General features: G+C 43.4%; 21 protein-coding genes and 1 riboswitch. Of the genes, 8 read left to right on the top strand and 13 right to left on the bottom strand.

All coding sequences use genetic code 11. The features are described from left to right. Nucleotides 1-29: 29 nt before the first annotated feature. The 13 genes from ade (ACXAD1_RS10085) to ACXAD1_RS10025 all read right to left on the bottom strand — a co-directional run bounded on the left by ade (ACXAD1_RS10085) (nt 30) and on the right by ACXAD1_RS10025 (nt 10960). Nucleotides 30-1841, bottom strand: a complete 1812-nt coding sequence (gene ade / locus ACXAD1_RS10085; protein ID WP_474909952.1) for an adenine deaminase — start codon at nt 1839-1841, stop codon at nt 30-32. A 3-nt stretch (nt 1842-1844) separates the two neighbouring features. Next, nucleotides 1845-2120, bottom strand: a complete 276-nt coding sequence (locus ACXAD1_RS10080; RefSeq protein WP_206837515.1) for a EutN/CcmL family microcompartment protein — start codon at nt 2118-2120, stop codon at nt 1845-1847. A 13-nt stretch (nt 2121-2133) separates the two neighbouring features. Beyond that, nucleotides 2134-2865, bottom strand: coding sequence for a hypothetical protein (locus tag ACXAD1_RS10075; RefSeq protein WP_474909951.1), 732 nt, complete (start codon nt 2863-2865; stop codon nt 2134-2136). 2 nt (nt 2866-2867) lie between these two features. After that, nucleotides 2868-3152, bottom strand: coding sequence for a BMC domain-containing protein (locus tag ACXAD1_RS10070; RefSeq protein WP_009334686.1), 285 nt, complete (start codon nt 3150-3152; stop codon nt 2868-2870). A 23-nt stretch (nt 3153-3175) separates the two neighbouring features. Next, on the bottom strand, nt 3176-3589 hold the full coding sequence (locus ACXAD1_RS10065; RefSeq protein ID WP_474909950.1) for a BMC domain-containing protein: 414 nt from the start codon (nt 3587-3589) through the stop codon (nt 3176-3178). Nucleotides 3590-3696: 107 nt separating this feature from the next. Beyond that, nucleotides 3697-4656 (bottom strand): hypothetical protein, encoded by a 960-nt coding sequence (locus ACXAD1_RS10060; protein ID WP_474909949.1) that lies wholly within the window; start codon nt 4654-4656, stop codon nt 3697-3699. Nucleotides 4657-4672: 16 nt separating this feature from the next. Further along, complete coding sequence (locus tag ACXAD1_RS10055) at nt 4673-4936, bottom strand: BMC domain-containing protein (protein ID WP_206837504.1); 264 nt, start codon at nt 4934-4936, stop codon at nt 4673-4675. 25 nt (nt 4937-4961) lie between these two features. Next, nucleotides 4962-6299, bottom strand: coding sequence for a UbiD family decarboxylase (locus ACXAD1_RS10050; protein WP_474909948.1), 1338 nt, complete (start codon nt 6297-6299; stop codon nt 4962-4964). Further along, a complete protein-coding gene (locus ACXAD1_RS10045; RefSeq protein ID WP_211202430.1) occupies nt 6296-6883 on the bottom strand; it encodes a UbiX family flavin prenyltransferase in 588 nt (195 codons plus the stop codon). Before ACXAD1_RS10045 ends, ACXAD1_RS10050 begins: the two co-directional genes overlap by 4 nt. Next, nucleotides 6876-7466 (bottom strand): cysteine hydrolase family protein, encoded by a 591-nt coding sequence (locus tag ACXAD1_RS10040; protein ID WP_474909947.1) that lies wholly within the window; start codon nt 7464-7466, stop codon nt 6876-6878. Before ACXAD1_RS10040 ends, ACXAD1_RS10045 begins: the two co-directional genes overlap by 8 nt. A 28-nt stretch (nt 7467-7494) precedes the next feature. Further along, nucleotides 7495-8955: an allantoinase AllB gene (gene allB, locus ACXAD1_RS10035; RefSeq protein WP_370222495.1), complete on the bottom strand. Its 1461-nt coding sequence runs from the start codon at nt 8953-8955 to the stop codon at nt 7495-7497. Between the two features lie 71 nt (nt 8956-9026). Then, nucleotides 9027-10355, bottom strand: a complete 1329-nt coding sequence (locus tag ACXAD1_RS10030; protein ID WP_474909946.1) for a nucleobase:cation symporter-2 family protein — start codon at nt 10353-10355, stop codon at nt 9027-9029. 254 nt (nt 10356-10609) lie between these two features. Beyond that, nucleotides 10610-10960 carry a Na-translocating system protein MpsC family protein gene (locus ACXAD1_RS10025; RefSeq protein ID WP_206837492.1) on the bottom strand — a complete coding sequence of 117 codons (351 nt, stop codon included), beginning with the start codon at nt 10958-10960 and terminating at the stop codon, nt 10610-10612. A 164-nt stretch (nt 10961-11124) separates the two neighbouring features. Next, nucleotides 11125-11222, top strand: a riboswitch (purine riboswitch). Nucleotides 11223-11405: 183 nt separating this feature from the next. On the opposite strand from ACXAD1_RS10025, the gene ACXAD1_RS10020 reads away from it, so the two are divergent. The 8 genes from ACXAD1_RS10020 (at nt 11406) to ade (ACXAD1_RS09985) (ending at nt 20036) form a co-directional block, all read left to right on the top strand. After that, entirely contained in the window at nt 11406-11894 is a 489-nt protein-coding gene (locus ACXAD1_RS10020) for a (2Fe-2S)-binding protein (RefSeq protein ID WP_474909945.1), read from the top strand. Between the two features lie 3 nt (nt 11895-11897). Then, nucleotides 11898-12482, top strand: coding sequence for a nucleotidyltransferase family protein (locus tag ACXAD1_RS10015; protein WP_474909944.1), 585 nt, complete (start codon nt 11898-11900; stop codon nt 12480-12482). Between the two features lie 15 nt (nt 12483-12497). After that, nucleotides 12498-13373, top strand: a complete 876-nt coding sequence (locus ACXAD1_RS10010) for an FAD binding domain-containing protein (RefSeq protein ID WP_206837484.1) — start codon at nt 12498-12500, stop codon at nt 13371-13373. Beyond that, nucleotides 13370-15658, top strand: coding sequence for a xanthine dehydrogenase family protein molybdopterin-binding subunit (locus ACXAD1_RS10005; protein WP_474909943.1), 2289 nt, complete (start codon nt 13370-13372; stop codon nt 15656-15658). Before ACXAD1_RS10010 ends, ACXAD1_RS10005 begins: the two co-directional genes overlap by 4 nt. Before the next feature lie 8 nt (nt 15659-15666). After that, a complete protein-coding gene (locus tag ACXAD1_RS10000) occupies nt 15667-16503 on the top strand; it encodes an XdhC family protein (RefSeq protein WP_370222488.1) in 837 nt (278 codons plus the stop codon). After that, nucleotides 16482-16796 (top strand): XdhC family protein, encoded by a 315-nt coding sequence (locus ACXAD1_RS09995; protein WP_206837474.1) that lies wholly within the window; start codon nt 16482-16484, stop codon nt 16794-16796. The genes ACXAD1_RS10000 and ACXAD1_RS09995 overlap by 22 nt, the downstream gene beginning before the upstream one ends. Nucleotides 16797-16887: 91 nt before the next feature. Beyond that, nucleotides 16888-18255, top strand: coding sequence for an NCS2 family permease (locus ACXAD1_RS09990; protein ID WP_474909942.1), 1368 nt, complete (start codon nt 16888-16890; stop codon nt 18253-18255). Between the two features lie 38 nt (nt 18256-18293). Continuing rightward, on the top strand, nt 18294-20036 hold the full coding sequence (gene ade / locus ACXAD1_RS09985) for an adenine deaminase (RefSeq protein ID WP_474909941.1): 1743 nt from the start codon (nt 18294-18296) through the stop codon (nt 20034-20036). Nucleotides 20037-20061: the final 25 nt, after the last annotated feature.

The following is a 20061-nucleotide window of genomic DNA, read 5'->3' as shown; positions in this document are numbered from 1 at the left end:
AAAAGCGGCAGGGATCGCCGCTTTTAAGGTCAATTAATAATGGTCGGAATGACCTCAAACTTATCTACATCGATTAGGCCCATATCTGTAATTTTCCACTTAGGGCTTGTTACCAGTGACCAGAATGATAAATGCATAAATGGAACTTCCATGCCGCAGCCAAGAACTTCTTTCGCAAGCTGCGACAATTCGTCTACCTTTTCACTCATTTCTTTTCCGGATAATTCATCTGTCATTAAACCGCCAATCCTCAAAGGCAGGTCACCGACTACTTTGCTATCCTTTATCATGGCTATTCCGCCATCCATGGCAATTACACGGTTCACCGCCGTTACCATATCTTCGTAGTTTGTCCCTGTTACGATGATATTGTGGGTATCATGAGCAACACTTTCAGCAATGGCTCCGCTTTTCAAATCAAAGCCATGCAGGAAAGTCTTGCCGATTTTTCCTGTTCTGCCGTGGCGTTCTACAACCAGAAGCGGCAGAACATCCTGTTTAAGGCAAGGCTGCACAATGCCGTCTTTGACATTCAGAGTGAACTCGCTTCCGCCGGTTAAGTTCTGAAAAGGTATAGCTTCAATTGCCCTTACTTTTGCACGGGTGCCTGGGGCTTCAATAGCCAGCTCATTAAGTGTTACAGTTTTTCTCTTCACTGACTTTTTCACACTTTCCGGATATATGTAAGGAGCAATATCTATTGTTAATTCGCCTTTTTCAGCTGCTTTTTTCCCTGCAAGATATACCTGGTCAACGGTCATATTGTTCAGATCGCTGATCACGACGACATCTGCCCGTTTGCCTGGTGCAATTATCCCAACATCTTTAAAGCCGAAATGGGCAGCCGGATTTATGGTCGCCATTTGGATGGCTTCCACAGGATCAATTCCTACAGCAATAGTTCTGCGGACAATATCATTCATATGTCCGTAATTTAACAAATCAGCTGGCACCATATCGTCTGATACGAGGATTGCACGCCGGGAATCTAGACCATCCTCTGTTATGGCACGGATACATTCAGCCATATTTCTTTGGGAAGAGCCTTCACGCATGAACACACTTACACCATTGCGCAGCTTTTCGACTGTCTCTTCTTTCGTTGTAGTCTCGTGGCAGGACACATGGTTGCCTCCACTGATAATATGGGCGGCAAGCTCTTTGCCAAGCAATCCTGGTGCGTTCCCTTCAACCGTTTTTCCTATACTGTTTGCATACGAAACTGCGGCAACAAGGTCGTCTATTAATTCCGGGGCATGCTCATATACCGGCCTGATATTGCTGAAGCTTTGGATCTCCCCAATTCCCTGCACATTTGGGTCAGCCAATAGCTCTTTCATATCCTTGGAAGTCACATCAAATCCGGAGGTTTCAAGTCCGGGAGCATCAGGCACCGCGCAGGGAACCGTGAAAAGTATCCGGTTTGGAAGTGTCTTTGCTTCTTCAATCATCGCCTGCATCCCGTGAACTCCCAGGACATTGCCAATTTCATGCGGATCCCCGATCAGCGTGGTGGTTCCAGTCGGAATGGAAAGCTTGGAGAATTCCGTGCAAGTCAGCATTGCACTTTCAAAATGCATATGAGAATCAATAAACCCGGGACATACGAATTTCCCCTGAATGTTTTCAACTTTCGTTTTTGGCCCGATTAAGTCTTTTGCATCTCCAGCCATTAAAATATATTCGCCTTTCATCGCAACGTCTGCTTCATAGATCTCCCGGGTGATGACATTAATGAAGTATCCGCCTTTTAGAACTACATCAGCAAACTGGCTGGAATCAAGCAGCACGTCAATAAGCTTGCGGTATTGCACTGCTTTTTTTATGTCTTTTGCATCCATTTATTAACCCCCTGTCTCTCCTTCTACACTGTCAATAATTCCGATAATGGCTGCATCTATAGGAGCATCTTTATTTTGGACGGCTCTTGATGCCATGCTTCCAGTCACATATATGACCTTTTCGCCTATTCCGGCACCAACAGTATCAACGGTTATAATGGGGTTCGGTAACAGCGAGCCGTCCAATCCTATAGGCTGGGTAATTAATAATTTTGTGCCCACCAGATTATCATCTTTTCTTGTGGCAGTTACACGACCAACCACTATTCCCATTTGCATAAAGATCTTCTCCTTAATGTAAAATGATTTCGATCTTCAGTTCCTTTGCTGTATCTCTTGCAAGAGGGGTAATGATAGCCCCTTTTGGAACAGCTATTTGATCAAGCTTATTCAAGTGGGCAAACCGGAGTGATTCATCGGTAATAACCGTTTTCTTCAAAGGCTGAACAGCAAAGTCTGCTGGTTCATTGAAGTCTAATAATCTGATTCCAAGCATCTTCAGCTCTGCCAACTGCTGATTAAGCTTTCTTTTTAACAAGTCCGGGCCTTTATCCATTCCTTTCAGTTTCCAATATTGGCTGAAAGGATCACCTCCAGCTTTTAAAGCTGTTACCCGTTTTCCCCTTAATAAGCCCTTTAGAATGATCCTCACCATTGGTCTTTTTTCGTTAAGGGACAATATGTCTGTTATTAAAGAAAAGGATAGAATAGGCAAAAAGATTTCGTCAAAATGATCAATAAGCTGCTCATGAACCATTGAAGGAGAGATCCAATCGTCATTTCCAGTCAGAAGAACTAACTTCTGCAGCTGAACTTGTTTAAGCATTTCTTCCTCAGCAGTCATCCTTAGTGTAATATCTTCCTTTGTTAATTCTTTCAAGTAAGAAAATCCTGGTTCCATTCCTATCATATGAGAGGTTAATAGAGCCAGGATGTGAGGTTTTCTGTCTCTGAAGCTGTCATTTCGGAGGTAAAGCTCCTGCAGAGTGTTTTTTGCCATAACACTCTGCTTTTTGCTGCTCATGCTTATTCACCGATGTTTTTTGATAATAGAGCTCTTTCAACTTCGCTGTGCGGCCTTGGAATAACATGTACCGAAATGAGTTCTCCAACTCTGCTGGCCGCTTCCGCCCCTGCATCTGTAGCAGCTTTAACCGCTCCTACATCTCCTCTGACCATAACCGTTACAAGACCAAATCCCACTTTTTCATATCCGCAGATCTCCACGTTAGCTGCTTTAACCATTGCATCCGCTGCCTCTACTGCGCCTACAAGACCTTTTGTCTCGATTAATCCCAATGCTTCACCCATTGTGTGTTTCCTCCTTTAATTTATTAAACTGATGGTTGGTCTGTATCATTATCATTAAGGTTGTTTTTTTCTATCGTTTGCTTTTTTCTTTTCGTCTCTGCTTCAAGTTTTTTATCCCCCTCAGCATCATTTCCAGGATGCAAATCTTCCAGTTTAAAATGCGGAAGCAGCTTCCCTGCTACTTCACTGTGGGCACGAGGGATGACATGAGCAGAAATTACTTTTCCAATTCTCTCTGCAGCACTCAAACCAGCATCGACAGCAGACTTCACCGCCGCTACATCCCCGTTAAAATGGATGGTAACGCCCAGGTAGCCCTCCACTCCTATTACTTTTTCAATTCCTACAATTTCTACATCTGCTGCTTTTACGGCTGCATCTGCAGCAGAAACTGCTGTTGAATAACCAACGGTTTCAATCAAACCTAATGCTTGCAACTGAAAAATCCTCCTCTTATGAAATAGACAAAATCGTCTCTCTGTGCCTATAAGATGTTTGCGGGATAAAAATAGCGCTGAACTGTGACAGCTATGCTGGCTAAGTCCTATTTAATTCTGTCGAATTCCTTATGAAGCTGATCTGAGATGCTTGATACCTCATCATAGTGTCCGTGAAGCAGCAAATATTTCTTTTCTATTAAAAAATGGAGTTGTTCAGAAGTGCTTTTTTTCATGTAACGGTCAAGAATTAAAATACCCGAATAATAGTCGATTCCTTCAATGACAGCGACACCGCCAATTGAAGAGTTCAGCCCCAATTGTTTTGTAAGCCATGGACTGGGGGATTTTTCTCGATAAATTTGAGTAGTTTTAAAGGATTTTTGGGAAAGTTTTTTAAAGAAGCTCTTTAAAGCGTTTAATAGTGTTCTACGTTCATCTTCATATAGCTCCAGCGAAAAGGATTGCCCGCTGTTTTTGTCCCATGTCAGGCAATATCGTAAAGAAGGAAACTCCCTTAAAAGGTCATTAAGCATAAATAGCTGGCCCGGTGAGCATTTTTCTGAAGTGACTACACCGACTGAGGCTGTTTTTAATTCCCGCTGAAAAGAGCTTTCAAGAGCAGGATGAAGGTCTGAGAACAGCCAGACTTTTACTCCCTCCGGCGTTTGTCCGATAAGCTGGCTTTCTCTTGCATTTCGGTCAGGTCTTATATCAGCAAAGTCAGCCTTAGAAGAAACCGGCTGTTTCCCCTGTACCAGGGAAAGGGTTTGAAGCTGTGCAATTTTCTCCTTAGCCGAAAGCTTGGGTGAAGAAAGAGAAGCTGTTTGCCTTCTATTGTAAGGATTTGGATCAGCATTCATGACCGGCTCTGCATGATGGATTGATATTCTTTTATTCATTTTTTCCCTCTGGTAATTAGGTCTGCTAATGCCCGGTATATTCTTTTCTGGTTCCTGGTGCCTGCCTGGAGGGGACTGATTGGAAACTCCAGGAATAGGATTTACTTTTGTCTTGCTGTAAGGCTTCATCACTTCTTCTACAACACTTTTAATAAAGTCAGACACACATTATGCACCTCCATTAAAGAATTTTGCGAAGTTCTGAATGAGGACGGGGTATAACGTTAGAAGAAACCAGTTCTCCTCCAGTCATGGTGTGAGCAGTCTTCCCAACCTCAACAGCTGCAGTGACTGCTGCGACATCGCCTTCGATAATGACGGTGACAAGTCCGGATCCGACTCTCTTTAAATCAACTAAACTGACATTTGCCGCTTTTGCCATTGAGTCCAGCGCTTCAACAGCCGCTGTCAAACCCCTTGTTTCAATCAAGCCAATTGCCTTCATTTTTGACCTCCTCTACTGCAGAAGCTTAAAGATAGTCTTCGAGATTCACTTCAATGGGGATCGAAGTCCTTTTAAATAACTCTTCTTTTCCAAGCGGATAGGTTGCGTCGATGCCCATCTTATCACTGACTCCTTTTAAATGATGGGACGATTCGAGCGGCGATCCCTTTGCACCTTGTACGATAAATATGTCATCACCTGCCTGGACTCTTGTAGCTATGGCCCATTCAACATCATCTGAATCAAAAATATCGACGTCATCATTTACAACAATCACATGCTTTAAATCCTTATCGCTTGCAAAAGCTGCAAGTGCTGCCTGTTTGCCGTCACCATCATGCTTCTTCTCAATCTGAATGACTGCATGATAGCGAGCCACCCCGCCCATCGGGATATGTACAGCTTTTATATTTGGAACCACCTGCCGGACAGTGCTTAAAAGAGTGGCTTCCCTTACAAGCGCCATTGGCAGCCTTTCTTCATAGCTTGATGGAAAAATAGTCTGTGAGATAGCATTATCGCGGTAAGTAACGGCTGAAAACTCTACAACCGGCTGAGGCGTTCTGGTGCCATAATAGCCTGCCAGTTCGCCAAAAGGTCCTTCCAGTTCTCTTTCATATGGAAGCATTCTGCCTTCCAATACAATTTCCGCCTCAGCCAGTACTTCCAGATCAACTGTTTTGCATTGAACAACATCAAGGGACTGACCGAGCAGTGCACCTGCTACATCCAATTTGTCGGTATGATACAAATGTGTACTAATCTGAGAACTTAATACAACTGCTGGAACTACGCCAAACATAACAGCCACTTCCATCGGTTCGCCAATACTTTCATAATGGGCATATTGCTCCATCAGCTCTGGGGAGGTTATGAGGATGTTTGTTCGATTTCCGCCAAGATATTGCATTCTGCGAATGGAGGTATATCTTTTTCTCCCTGATAAATCTTTAACCACCAATATTCCTGAAACATAATAAGCACCAGAGTCTTCCGCGTGATAGGTTGGGATAGGAAACAAGTCTGCAAGATCGAATTCCCCGGTCACCAGATTCTCCTGAACAGGGCCCGTTTGCCTTAATGTGGTTGGAATAGGATTAACAATAGAGTCGATGATTTTAGGGATAAGTTCCTCAGATTGGATACCCATGCTGTCAGCCATCAGCTCTCTGTCACCACCCAAACCGGCAGCCATGGAAGATTGATAGCCTTTAATTTTTTCAAATAAAAAAGGCTCTTTTCCATTTTTGGCATTAATCACTGCACCCAGCTCGTGCATAGGATCCACCTCTTTTTTTACCCGATGAAGAAACCCCATGCTTTCCCATCTATCCAGCAATGCCCTCATTGTTACAGGGTTCATGCCTTTTCCCCCCATCTCTCCAGCAGCTCATGGTCAATATCCAGCATGTCCAATATCCTCGCCACCATAAAGTTGGCCAGCTCCCATATTTCTGTCGGCTTATGATAAAAGCCTGGTGATGCAGGCATTATACATGCTCCACTCTCAGCAAGGAGAGTCATATTGCGCAGATGAATCAAATTAAAAGGTGCTTCCCTTGGAACAATAATGAACTTTCTATTTTCCTTTAATACAACACTGGCAGCCCTGCTTAATAGCGTATCGCCGACCCCATTCGCAATAGCTCCCAATGTATTCATCGAACATGGTACGATAACCATTCCGTCTGTCTTAAAGGATCCGCTGGCAACCGCAGCGAAAAGATTCCGGTTGCTGTGGATAGTGGCATACTCCTTCAGCTCGTCCATCTTGATCCCGCATTCAAATTGCATTACTTTTTCTCCCATCTCCGTAGCAATTAAATGCGTTTCGATCTCTAATTGATGAAGAGCGCGGATCAAGGTATAGGCGTACAATGATCCGCTTGCTCCGGTAATGCCAACTAAAATTCGCTTTCTTCTTATTCCTAAAGAGGAGTTAGACAACAGATTCGTCTTGGGAGAATTTCTTTTTAGCCAGCTTTTTGTAATTTTCTGTTGATAATATATCCCCGAAGATATCAATGTCTCTTAAACCTGATACATGCATATCGTTATCCTGGGAAGCGGTGGCATCTGAAATGCAAATGACGTTGTAGCCATGATACAAAGCATCAGAAGCAGTACTGCGAACACATACATTGGTCCAGACTCCAGTTAGTACCACAGTATCTATTTCTTCCTCTCTCAGAAAGAGATCAAAATCGGTGTAGCTGAATGCACTATGCCGCCTCTTTTGGACCACATAATCCCCTTTGCTCTCATCAGGCTGGAGCTCTGGAATGAATTCCGAACCCCAGGTTCCTTTAACTGCATGGACTGGCCTCACGCGAAAATCACGGTCATTTTTTCTGTGAGCTTCCTGAACATGCACAACCTGGATATTGTGTTCATGAGCGAATTGAATAAGCTCTTGTATTTTAGGAACTATTTTTTCGCCATTCTCACACCTTAATGCTGCTTTTTCACCGATAAAGTCGTTTAACATATCAATAATGACCACACAGTGCTTTTTTCCCCTAAGTTCCAATCCGGACAGCCTCCCTCTTTATAAGTATTTATTGCTGTGCTACTGGGTCTTTTGTTTTTGCTTTTACCGCTTCGTATTTTTCATATTTTAAAGTTCTCTCAAGTCTCTGGATATTTTGGCGGGGAACATACTCGCCATAGCCTGCTTCTCCAACGATGCCTTCATCATCCTCGTAAATCACTTTTCCGCGTATGATCGTTTGGACTGGCTTTCCTTTAAGCTTCATGCCATGCAGAGGGTTATATTTAGCCATTGATTCTGTTTTCTGCTCGTCTATTACATACTCTTTCTCAAGATCAATCACAGTGAAATCAGCATCGCTGCCAATTTCCATTGATCCCTTTTTAGGGTAAATGCCATAATGAATGGCAGCATTGCGGCTTGTTACCTCGACAAACCTTGATAGGGATAAACGGCCTTTATTTAATCCTTCACTGACAAGGATCGGTACCATCGTTTCTACACCAGGTATGCCGGGGAAAGTGTTCCAGATCGTTGCCCCGGGATAATCCTTTTCTGTGGCAATTTCATATGGGGCATGGTCTGTACCGACAAAATCGATTGTTCCGTCAGCCAGAGCCTGCCAATGAGATTCGTTATCCTCTTTTCCTCGTAAAGGAGGAGCAATCTTTGCATAGGAACCGCGCTCTGACATGGAGTCCTTTGCATTGAGAACAAGGTAGTGAGGACAGGTTTCTGCTGTAACCTTAACACCACGCTTCTTTGCTGCTTTAACCAGCTCGACGCCTTCTTTCGTGCTCATATGTACCACATGTACACGTGCGTCTGTAGCTTCTGCAAAGCTTAGAATCAGTTCAATGGCTACCTTCTCAGCGAGGCTTGAACGTGCTTCCGCCCATGCTGGACCGTCAAGGCGCCCTTCTTTTTCAAGTTTCTTGGAATTGAATGTGCAGATATCATAGTTTTCAGCATGAACTCCAATTGGGAGTCCGGTTTTTGCAACGTTTTTGAAAATTTCCAGCATTTCTGCGTCCGATACTTTAGGGAAGGTAGGGACAGAAGGAGTCATGTAAACTTTAAAGGCAACAACTCCCTGGTCGATCTGCGGATAAATATTATCGATCCAGCCTTCACGTGCATCTTCTCCTGTCATGCCGCCCCAGAAACAGTAATCAATATAAGCCTGATCTCTGATTGGTCCGATTTTTTTATTGAAACTCTCCCCATCACGAACGGATGGCTTACTGCAGCATGGCATATCTATAATGGTTGTTAAGCCTCCCGCGGCTGCAGAACGGCTGCCAGTTGCAAAGGTTTCTCTATGAGTAAAGCCTGGATCCATAAAATGAGTATGCGGATCAATACAGCCAGGAACGACTAATTTTCCTTTAATATCAATTACCCTGGCTGCATTCAGAAAAGAAATGTCATTGGTGTAGCCAACAATTTTCCCCTCGTTAACCAGAATATTTGTTAAAACCTGACGATCTCCCTGGGGAATGTTGGCATTTTTCAGAATTAAATCCATTTCTCCTGCTCCTATCTATTATTTGGATTTCTGTCTCGCAAAAAAGAGACAGATGGTTTCAGCAGTTGCATTTAAATCGCTTCAGCTGAATGATCTCCTTTCAGCTGTTCAATTCTTTCACTTTCACTTATATTTAAATCTTTATAATTAAATACCAAATTTAATAAAATTGCTGTGATGCTTCCCAGTACAATCCCATTTTCAACCAGCAGGCGTGCGCTTGTTGGAAGACTTTCAAAAATTTGCGGGACAACTGCCGAACCAAGTCCGATTCCTATGGAACAGGCAACGATAAGCAAGTTTTCATTTTTGCTGAAATCAACAACAGAAAGCATTCTGATTCCGGATGAGATCACCATTCCAAACATTGGAATCATTGCTCCGCCTAGAACAGCCATAGGGATAATCGTTGTCAGAGCTGCCACTTTAGGCAGAAGCCCCAAAATCATCAAAATAACGCCAGCTGCGATAACTACATTTCTCGTTTTCACTTTAGTTAACGCTACAAGTCCCACATTCTGTGAAAAGGATGTATAAGGAAACGCATTAAAAATTCCCCCTATCACTACAGCCAGCCCTTCTGCACGCAGCCCTTTTTTAATGTCTTTGGAGCCCAGCTTTCTCTCACAGACATCTCCTAGAGCCAGGAAAACCCCAGTAGATTCAATCATGCTCACAATAGCTACTAAAGTCATTGTAAGTATGGCCGAGGCATTGAATGTCGGGAATCCGAAATAAAATGGCTGAACAACATGAAACCAGGAAGCCTGGCTTACTTCGGCAAAGCTGACAAGCCCCATAAAAGAAGCAGTGATCGTTCCAGCCACCAATGACAGCAGCACAGATATAGCTCTCATATAGCCTTTAATGAACCTGTTCATTAAAATAATCAGAACCAGTGTAAATGCAGCCAGAAATAGATTCTGGGCACTTCCATATTCTGGGGAACCAAGTCCTCCTGCAGCATTATTCATGGCAACAGGGATTAAGGAAACCCCGATAATAGCTACCACTGAACCGGTTACGACCGGAGGGAAAAATCTCATTATTTTACTCATAAATTGAGATAAGATCATGACGATAATTCCTGAAGCAATAATCGCCCCATAGATGGCTGTGATGCCCTGCAGATTCCCGATGGCAATCATGGGTCCGACTGCTGTAAAAGTACATCCAAGTATCACCGGCAGCCGGATGCCAAAATGCCTCCCCCCTATAACTTGAAGCAATGTAGCAATCCCGCAAGTAAATAAATCAATTGAAATTAAGTAAGCAAGCTGCTGGGCAGTGAGCCCTATTGCCGGTCCAACAATCAGCGGAACAATAACAGCACCTGCATACATGGCAAGCACATGCTGAAATCCCAAAGTCCCTACTTTCCAAGGATTTAGCTTTTCCAAAGACTTCCCCTCCAGGTTTAATTCTTTGTTATGTCTCAGCCCGACTCCAGCGGATAAAAACAGACATCACCTCCCATAAGAAAAATGTGTATAAAAAAAACCGCAGCAATAGATAACATCAAAGTACACATAGATGTTCTATTACTGCGGCTTCATTCAGCTTCCGTTAAACAAAAGGCAAAGGAACCGCTCCGATATGAAGGTTTAAGAAAAACCGCGGCATGCACAGCTTCCCCAAACATAATGTAAAACTGCTATTCTTTAAAATAAATAACTGTGCATGCTTCTTCGGTATCAGGATCGTAATCTTTTAAAATCGTTTTGACTTTCAAATGGAGAGAATCTTCAATCAGCCCCTTTAAAAGCGATTTAAATTCAACAATCAATGCTGAATCAACCGATATTGTCAGGTGATGAAAGTTCTGGCTTAGCATATGCAGTGCCTGAACACGCTTATGCTGTGCAAATATGATGACTCTATCATCAAAAGTTTCAAGACGCTGTTTTTTTACGCCTGTACCATAGATCTCCTGATTGACACGATTATAAAGAAAAGCGAGATCTTTTTTTAATGATTGATGGAATTTTGAGGTTATTACAGTCATGTAGTCCTCCTGTTATTCACTATATTAAACAAGGCAGTTTTATAAGTCAATACCATTTATCAGAAAATTCTCACTTGACAAAATATTAACTTAACTATTACACTACAAATCAACTCCCCCTCTATTTCTATAATTGTCTTGATAATACCTCCCTCCAGCACACTGAAAAATCAAATAGAATTTTTCGTATAACCTCAATAATCGGTTTGAGGGTTTCTACTAGGAACCGGAATTCCTATCTACGAAAGGCATATTTCCTGTGGACAGCAGCCAGGAACCTTTTGTGCAGGAATTTTTTTGTGCTTATTAGTCTATTTAGAAGAATATGCATAATATCATAGCTTAAATACCTCTTCTTGCTCGCCAGGCTATTAACCCTTACAAAATACTCACATAATTTCTCATCGTCATTTAAAGTTTCAAAGTTCTTTGAGGAGGCGAAGATTTGAAAAGCATTAAATTTATTGTTAATGGAAAGGAACGTACGGTCGTTTGCCCGCCTGCAAAAACGCTCCTGGATGTCTTGAGGGAAGATTTAGGATTGACTGCCAGCAAGGAATGCTGCGGAAAGGGAGAATGCGGATCTTGCTCTGTACTAATCAATACAGAGGTTGTATGCTCCTGTCTAGTCCTCGCTGGCCAGGCGGAAAACCAGGTGATCACGACTTGTGAAGGAGTCGGCTTATCACCAAATCTGGATGTAATTCAGGAATCATTTATTGCTGAAGGAGCAACACAGTGCGGTTACTGTACTCCGGGAATCATCGTATCAGCTAAAGCTTTCTTAGATAGAATTGACACGATTCCATCTGTTGAGGAAATTAAAACAGCATTAGGGGGCAACCTATGCCGCTGTACAGGCTATACAAAAATTATCAAGGCAGTTCAGACCGCTGCTGCAAAAAAAATATCCAAACCTGAAACAGCCAGATAGTCTATGACACATACAGCTATTGTTCTTGCTGCAGGCCGATCCAGCAGGATGGGTACTTTAAAAGGACTGCTGCAGTGGAAAGGAACGACCTTATTTGAGCATCAGCTGCAAAACCTCAGGGAATCAGTATTTTCTGACATTGTTGTCGTTTTGGGCTACAAAGCCGAAGCATTCATTCCCATCGCAAAGAAATACCCTATCAAAATCATCATTAATGAACAATTCTATGAAGGAAAATGCTCCTCAATCATTTCTGGGGTTAAAACCGCTGTAAAGTCAGCAGAAACGATTCTTATTACATCCGTTGACCAGCCGCTTCAATCACTCACCATTAACATGCTTGCAGAATCACTTGTAAAAAGAGGCAGCCTGATTGCAGTTCCAAGCCATCAAGGAAAAAGAGGGCACCCTATCCTCTTTTCCGCCCAATTGAGGAACGATCTTTTATCTATCAAGGAAGAAAGTATGGGTTTGAGAGATGTAATTCAAGAGCATGAAAAATTTCTTCTTGAGGTGCCCGTGGAAAATGATCAGATTCATCTTAACCTGAATAATCAGGATGATTATATAAATGCACTAAAAAAATAACCTGGAGGTAAATCAATGCTCGTTTCTGAAATTGACATGATTACCCCTTCCTCTCTATCCGAGTGTCTGACCCAGCTATCCAAGGAAGGCAGGAAACATAGATTGATAGCCGGCGGTACAGATGCAGCAGTCCGGATGAAGGAAGGCAAATGGCGGCCAGAAATATGGATTAATATTAAAAACGTAAAAGAGCTGCGCTATATCGAAGAAAGGGAAGATTTTATCCATATTGGCCCCTTGACCACACATACCGATTTGATTCATTCACCGCTTCTGCAGAGAAAAGCGGATGTTCTCGCAGAAGCAGCCCGAGAAGTCGGGGCCACTCAAATGCAGAATATGGGAACAATCGGCGGCAATATTGGTACTGCTTCTCCTGCAGGCGATACCCTTCCGGCTTTGTATGCTCTCGGTGCAATGCTTGAACTCGCCTCGCTGACGAAAAAGAGAATCATTCCAATCGAAGAGTTTATCATTGGTCCAGGCAGGACCATTTTAAAAGAAAATGAAATGATTACAAAAATCCTAATTAAACCGCAAAAACCAAATGAAATAGGCATTTTCCAAAAGCTTGGCCCCCGTAAAGCACAATCCATTTCCATTGTGAATATTGCCATTTCACTCACAATGGACCAGGACCGCAAATGCATCGAAGGAAAAATCGCCTTTGGATCTGTGGCACCGACTATTATCCGTGCACGCAAATGTGAATCAATGCTTACCCTGGGGCAGCTAAACGATGATTTAATCCAGAACATCGCCAAAATTGCCTGGAAAGAGGTCATGCCCATTTCAGATGGAAGAGCAACTGCTGCATATAGAAGAGATATGGCAAGTGCTTTGCTGGAAAGAGGATTATACCGTCTAATCAGGAGGTGGGAAAACCAGTGAGCACCAAATGGGTTGGAAAGAGAGTAAAAAGAATTGATGGTCCGGAAAAAGTAACCGGAGAATTAAAATATATGACCGATTACCAATTTGACGATATGGTTTGGGGCAAAGTGCTGCGGTCTGTATATCCGCATGCCAAAATTAAATCCATTGACACTCAAGCAGCTAAAAGCCTCCCTGGTGTTATTTGTGTACTCACCCATAAAGATATACCCGGCTTTAATGGATTTGGGATTGTTGTTCCCGATCAGCCTGTTCTGTGCTCAGATGTCGTACGGTGCACCGGAGATGCTGTAGCCTTGGTTGCAGCTGAAACCACTGAAATTGCCGAACAGGCACTGACTTTAATCAAAGTGGATTATGAGCCTTTCGAAGTTGTTGCTGATGCAGAATATGCCTTAACAGATTCTGCTCCAAAGCTTCATCCTGATGGCAATTTGCACAGCCATGTGAAAATAAAAAACGGAAACATTGAAAAAGCCTTCGAAGAAGCTGACATCGTTGTGGAGAATACCTTCTTTTCCCCCCGCCAAATGCATGCATTTATTGAAACAGAAGGCGGCTGGGGAGTTATGGATGAAGAAGGGTTCATCACAATTCGCTGCCCTGGCCAATACGCGTACCGCGATCGAATGCAGATTGCAAGGTCCCTTGCCTATAATCCTGAAAGAATAAGAGTCATTTCAAGTCCTATTGGCGGAGCATTCGGCGGGAAGGATGAGATTACGGTTCAAATTTATCTGGCCCTCCTTGCCATGCATACAAACGGGCGGCCGGTAAAAATTCATTTAAGCCGAGAAGAATCTGTTATTGCGGGCATAAAAAGGCATCCTTTTAAAGTCAAAATGAAAACAGCTGCCAAAAAAGACGGCACATTGCTCGCTAATCAGGTAACTGCTATTGGAGATACCGGTGCCTATGCTTCACTCGGAGGGGCAGTCATCGCTCTGGCAATCGAACATTCCTGCGGTCCTTATAAAATTCCAAATGTGGATCTTGAAGGCTTCTGTGTTTATACCAATAATGGCATTGCCGGTGCCTTCAGAGGCTTTGGCGTCAACCAGGTATGTATGGGAATTGAAACCCATATGGATATGATTGCAGAAAAACTGGGAATGAATCCAATTGAACTGCGCAAAAAAAATGTCTATCATCAAGGCGACGTTTCAAGTGTCGGCCACATTGTCAAATCCAGTGTAGGCACCTATAAAACACTTGAAACCGCAGAAAATTGCGATCTGTGGAAGAACCGTGAAAAGTATAAATCCGAAGTGAGTGAGCCATGGAAAAAACGGGGTGTGTCCCTCGCAACTTCCTTTCATGGCATTGGAATGGGAATTGGACTGCCTGATTATGGAGCCGCCTCTATCGAACTTCTGCCCGACGGAAAATTTCTTGTAGGTGTCGGATGCGAGGAAATCGGCGGAGGCAATAGCACTGTGTACGCCCAGATAGCGGCTGAGATGCTGAACTGTGATATCAGCAATATCATGATCGTTCAAGGAGATACTCTGAAAACACTTGATGGCGGTACTGTAACTGCCTCCCGCTCCACCTATACCGGCGGAAGAGCTGTTGCGGCAGCAGCGCCCAAGATGACTGAACTTCTTATTCAAACAGCTGCAGAAATGCTGAATCTGCAAGCATCAAGAATTGACTTAAGACCAAACCATATTTCAGCCGATGGACAAATCGTACCCTATAAGTCTATCTATAAGTACCTTTTTGACCATCATCAGTCTGCCAGAGTAGAAGGACACTTCTACCTGCCAAAAGAAAAGGAAGAAATCAAAGGTTCTGGGGGTGCTCCCCATCATTTATACGGATATTTGACCCATGTCGTGATGGTTGAAGTAGATACTTTAACAGGCGAGACGGATGTTTTGCGGGTTGTTTCCATCCCTGATGCAGGAAAAGTCATTAATCCCCAGGGGTTAGAGGGCCAGGCTGAAGGCGGAGCAGTAATGGGCATCGGCTATACCCTTTTTGAAGATGTGCTGATAGAAAATGGTTACCATAAGACACGAAACTTTACTGATTATATCATCCCCACTATTCGCGAGACTCCATTGATTGAGACCTTCCCTGTTGAAGAGCCCGAACAATCTGGTCCTTTTGGGGCAAAGGGAATTGGCGAAGTTGTGATGATTCCGATTATTGCAGCTATCATGTCGGCCATATATGATGCAACAGGAGCTAGAATCTGCTATCTGCCCGCTACTCCCGAAAGAGTTTTTAATGCACTGAAAGATCTCAAAAAACAAAAAATCCAATCTGCAAGGTGATCCAATTGATGAGCCCCCATTTATTTGCCAAATTAAATGAGTCAGCCAATAACCGGAAAGACACATTTCTGCTTACCATAACAGATTATCCTGATAAAAAGGTCCTCGGAGCCAAAGCTTTATTATGGCCAGATGGGAGCTTTTGCACTGAAGACTCACTGCTGCTGCCACAGGATGTGAAAGATCTTTTAATAACACAATGCAGTAAACTAGTGAGCAAAAAACGTTCCGGCACTGTGAAATTTGTGTGGAAGGACAGGATAATTGAATGTTTTGCAGAATACTTCCCTGCTCCGCTCCACTTGATTTTAGCCGGGGCGGGCCATGTGTGTGAACCCGTGGCAGAAATGGGACGGATGCTGGGATTTTTCGTCACAGTAATAGACGATCGGGAAGAGTACGCAAACAGAGAACGATTTCCATTTGCACAAGAAGTGGTTTGCCAATCCTACCTGCATTATTTCAGGCATGTTGAAATATCGGAAAAAACCTATATTCTCCTTCTTACCAGGGGGCATAAATATGACGTTCTCAGTTTGAATGAACTTTTAAAAAGGAACAGCCAGGCAGGCTATATAGGAATGATTGGCAGCAGAAGACGTATCTCTGGTGTATTTCAAGAACTCCAGCAGGATTTTCCGGATGAAACCTTTGCCAATCTATACACCCCTGTGGGACTTGATATCGGAGCAGAAACACCTGCAGAGATTGCAGTCAGTATCATGGCAGAAATTCTGAAAGTAAAAAATCAAAAATCTGGAAACTCTTTAAGTACACAAATTAAGAAGTATGCAAAGATGGGTTTCCATGAGGGGGCTGGCGAATGGACCAAATGCAGCTCATAAAGCGTGCCATGGAAGTCAGGAAAGGAGGTGAGAAAGCAGCGCTCGCCACCATTATTCGCACCAAAGGGTCCACTCCGAGGAAAACGGGAAGCCGAATGATTGTGTTTCCCTGCGGAAGAATCGAAGGTACAATTGGCGGGGGCTGCGGTGAAGCCGAAGTGATTGAGATGGCTTTCGAAGTCATCCAATCGAATGCTCCAGGTCAAAAGCGCGTTGATTTAACAAAAGGGCTATTTTTTGAAGATGGCGGAATCTGCGGTGGAATTATGGATGTCTTTATTGAACCTATTTAACCAAAATAATGTATAACTCCCGCCTATTCCATGGTTCAAGTCAGTTTGTTTTGCAGGATGGACATTTACCATGAAGAAGGAGTGACTTTTCATGTCGATGATCGGAAAGGATCTTGGGTCGGGCCTCCCGCCTGCCTCTGATGGGAACCTTTTAGAACGGCTCTTTAAGCTATCCGCACGAAAAACCAATGTAAAGACAGAAATTCTTGCAGGTGTTACTTCGTTTATGACAATGAGTTATATCATCTTTGTCAACCCGATTATCTTAGCTGACGCAGGAATACCAAAAGAAGCCGCACTTGCTGCAACTATTTACGCAAGTGTCTTCTGTACTCTTCTAATGGCACTGTGGGCAAATTTCCCTGTAGCGGTTGCTCCGGGGATGGGGCTGAATGCCTTTTTTGCCTACACAGTCGTCCTTGGCCAAGGTCTATCCTGGCAAACAGCCCTTGGAGCTGTATTTATATCGGGTATTGTGTTTTTAATTTTGACCGTTACGGGAGTCCGCCAAAAAATCGTAGATGGTGTCCCGGATGTCTTAAAGTCAGCTATTGGTGTTGGAATTGGTTTGTTTATTGCTTTTATTGGCTTAAAAAATGCAGAACTTGTGGTCGCAAATGAAGCTACATTTGTCGGCCTGGGAAGCATCACAAGCCAGGGGCCGCTTCTTGCCCTATTCGGATTAATTATTGCCGCCCTCCTGATGGCAAAGAAAGTAAAAGGCGCCCTGCTTATTAGTATATTGGGTACAAGTACGCTGGCCATGATTGTTGGCTTCATTGCCTACCCAAAGGGCGTAAGTGATATTGTATCTCTCAGTCTCCCAAGCATGTCTGAGACGTTTTTAGCTATGGATATTATGGGAGCAATAAAATATGGCATCATCTCAGTCATTTTCTCCTTTACTATTGTAGAATTATTTGACAATTTAGCTACCCTCATCGGATTATCAAGAAAAGCTGGCCTTACTGATAAAAATGGGAAAATCGAAAATCTGGATCGTGCCCTTCAGGCAGATGCAGTCGGCACGATGGCAAGTGCAGCCTTCGGAAGCACTGCCTTAAACGCTTATGTGGAAAACGCCACAGGGATCTCGGAAGGCGGACGCACTGGCTTAACTGCTTTAACTGTAGCTGTACTATTTTTCCTGTCACTCATTTTTGCTCCTCTCATTTATTTCATACCGTCTGTAGCCACAGCACCTATTCTTATACTCGTTGGTGCCTTAATGCTCAGTGAAATTAAACATATAAGCTTCGATGACTTCACTGATGTCATTCCTGTTTTTTTAACAATCGTTCTCATGCCATTAACTTTCAGTATCGCCCAGGGACTGGCATTCGGCTTTATCTCTTATACACTGCTTAAGCTTCTTACAGGCAAGCATCATCAAATCCACTGGATCATGTATTTTGTCAGTGCTGCCTTTATTATTAATTTCATTATGGGCGGACATTAAACTGATGACTGTCATTATTTAAAAAGCGAGGAGTCCATATGAAGCTTACCATTGAAACGTTACGAAAAAGAATTGACGTGGCAGCCAAAAGAACTCCTGCCGACCTGGTTATTAAAAATGGGAAGATAATAAATGTTTTTACACGTGAAATCATCGAGGAAGACATAGCCATTGCCGATGGATTCATAGCAGGCTTAGGAAGCTATGAAGGGAAGGAAATGATTGATGCTGGGGGCAGCTATATAGCCCCCGGGTTCATTGATGGGCATGTCCATATTGAATCAGCGATGGTTACCCCTGCAGAATTCAGCAATGTTGTCCTTCCGCATGGAGTAACGACTGTCATTGCAGACCCTCATGAAATAGCCAATGTCAGTGGAACAAAAGGCATTGATTTCATGCTGGAATCTTCAAATGCGATCCCGCTTGATGTATTTTTTATGCTTCCATCCTGTGTGCCTGCAACTCTATTTGAAAATGCCGGCGCTTCCCTCAGTTATAAGGATCTTGAACAATATTACGGCCACCCGAGAGTACTCGGTCTTGGCGAAGTAATGGATTACCCTGCTGTTATGAACAATGATGAAGAAATGCTAAAAAAACTGGAAGACGCACATAGCAAAGGAAAAAACATCGATGGGCATGCAGCAGGACTTAATGCAGATGAAATTAATATATACATGGCAGCAGGCATTAAATCAGACCATGAATGCATAAACCCTGAAGAGGCGCTGAACCGAATGCGAAAAGGGATGTATGTGATGCTGAGGGAAGGGTCTGCGGCTAGGGACTTATTAGCACTTCTTAAATCTGTCAGCGAACATAACGCAAGGCGCTGTTTATTCGTAACGGATGACAAGCATCTGGATGACCTGATCAAAGAAGGCAGCATTGATTATAATGTCAGAATGGCCATTAAGGAAGGGATGGATCCTGTCCTTGCCGTTCAAATCGCCACACTGAATGCAGCAGAATGCTTCGGTCTGAAAAATAAAGGGGCTATTGCTCCGGGTTATGAAGCCGACCTGGTTTTTATTAGTGATCTTAGGAAGGTTAAGATTGAAAAAGTAATAAAGAGCGGAATACTTGCTGCAGAAAACGGGATCATTAAGGATCCAGCTCCGGCTAGCGTCGAACCTGCGCCTGCCATCTTGGACAGCGTCAAAATCGGCAGCTTAAAGGGTGAAGATTTAAACATCAACATTGGAACTGGTGATGCCAATATTATCGGCATTATACCGAACAGCATTGTGACCAGACACCTGTTGGAAAAGGCAGATTCACTTAATGGCTATTTCCAGCCTAATCCTGAAAAAGATTATTTAAAATTGGCTGTGGTGGAGCGGCATCATCTCACCGGAAGCATCGGGCTTGGCATAATTAAGGGACTGGGGATTACAAGAGGTGGCATTGCCTCAACGGTTGCCCACGATTCCCATAATATTGTGGCAGCTGGCACCTCTGATGAAGATTTACTGGCGGCCATTAAGCATACTGCATCGATGAAAGGCGGCCTGGCTGTTGTCCAGGATGGAGAAATCCTTGCGGAACTGCCCCTGCCTATTGCGGGGCTCATGAGTGATCAGGATTCTTCATTTATTTTCGGACGTTTGTCTGAATTGAATCATGCGCTAAGAACAGTCGGATGCAGCATGGAATTCAACCCGTTTTTGACGCTTTCATTTTTAGCGCTTCCAGTAATACCTGAGCTAAAGTTAACTGATAGAGGATTATTTTCAGTCAGATCTTTTTGTCACATTAACGTAGAAGCAGAAAAATAAGGCCGGGATTTTCTCCGGCCTTATT

This window comes from Cytobacillus sp. ABV4_503, from assembly GCF_056158445.1.
This window is presented reverse-complemented; position numbering and strand designations above follow the sequence as displayed.

What these genes read in the sequence shown, in the direction of transcription:
- ACXAD1_RS10070 (WP_009334686.1), bottom strand. Translation starts at nt 3,152, where the DNA reads ATGGGTGAAGCATTGGGATTAATCGAGACAAAAGGTCTTGTAGGCGCA.
- ACXAD1_RS10080 (WP_206837515.1), bottom strand. Translation starts at nt 2,120, where the DNA reads ATGCAAATGGGAATAGTGGTTGGTCGTGTAACTGCCACAAGAAAAGAT.
- ACXAD1_RS10010 (WP_206837484.1), top strand. Translation starts at nt 12,498, where the DNA reads ATGCTCGTTTCTGAAATTGACATGATTACCCCTTCCTCTCTATCCGAG.
- ACXAD1_RS10055 (WP_206837504.1), bottom strand. Translation starts at nt 4,936, where the DNA reads ATGAAGGCAATTGGCTTGATTGAAACAAGGGGTTTGACAGCGGCTGTT.
- ACXAD1_RS10050 (WP_474909948.1), bottom strand. Translation starts at nt 6,299, where the DNA reads ATGAACCCTGTAACAATGAGGGCATTGCTGGATAGATGGGAAAGCATG.
- ade (WP_474909952.1), bottom strand. Translation starts at nt 1,841, where the DNA reads ATGGATGCAAAAGACATAAAAAAAGCAGTGCAATACCGCAAGCTTATT.
- ACXAD1_RS10015 (WP_474909944.1), top strand. Translation starts at nt 11,898, where the DNA reads ATGACACATACAGCTATTGTTCTTGCTGCAGGCCGATCCAGCAGGATG.
- ACXAD1_RS10075 (WP_474909951.1), bottom strand. Translation starts at nt 2,865, where the DNA reads ATGAGCAGCAAAAAGCAGAGTGTTATGGCAAAAAACACTCTGCAGGAG.
- ACXAD1_RS10025 (WP_206837492.1), bottom strand. Translation starts at nt 10,960, where the DNA reads ATGACTGTAATAACCTCAAAATTCCATCAATCATTAAAAAAAGATCTC.
- ACXAD1_RS09990 (WP_474909942.1), top strand. Translation starts at nt 16,888, where the DNA reads ATGTCGATGATCGGAAAGGATCTTGGGTCGGGCCTCCCGCCTGCCTCT.
- ACXAD1_RS09995 (WP_206837474.1), top strand. Translation starts at nt 16,482, where the DNA reads ATGGACCAAATGCAGCTCATAAAGCGTGCCATGGAAGTCAGGAAAGGA.
- ade (WP_474909941.1), top strand. Translation starts at nt 18,294, where the DNA reads ATGAAGCTTACCATTGAAACGTTACGAAAAAGAATTGACGTGGCAGCC.
- allB (WP_370222495.1), bottom strand. Translation starts at nt 8,955, where the DNA reads ATGGATTTAATTCTGAAAAATGCCAACATTCCCCAGGGAGATCGTCAG.
- ACXAD1_RS10000 (WP_370222488.1), top strand. Translation starts at nt 15,667, where the DNA reads ATGAGCCCCCATTTATTTGCCAAATTAAATGAGTCAGCCAATAACCGG.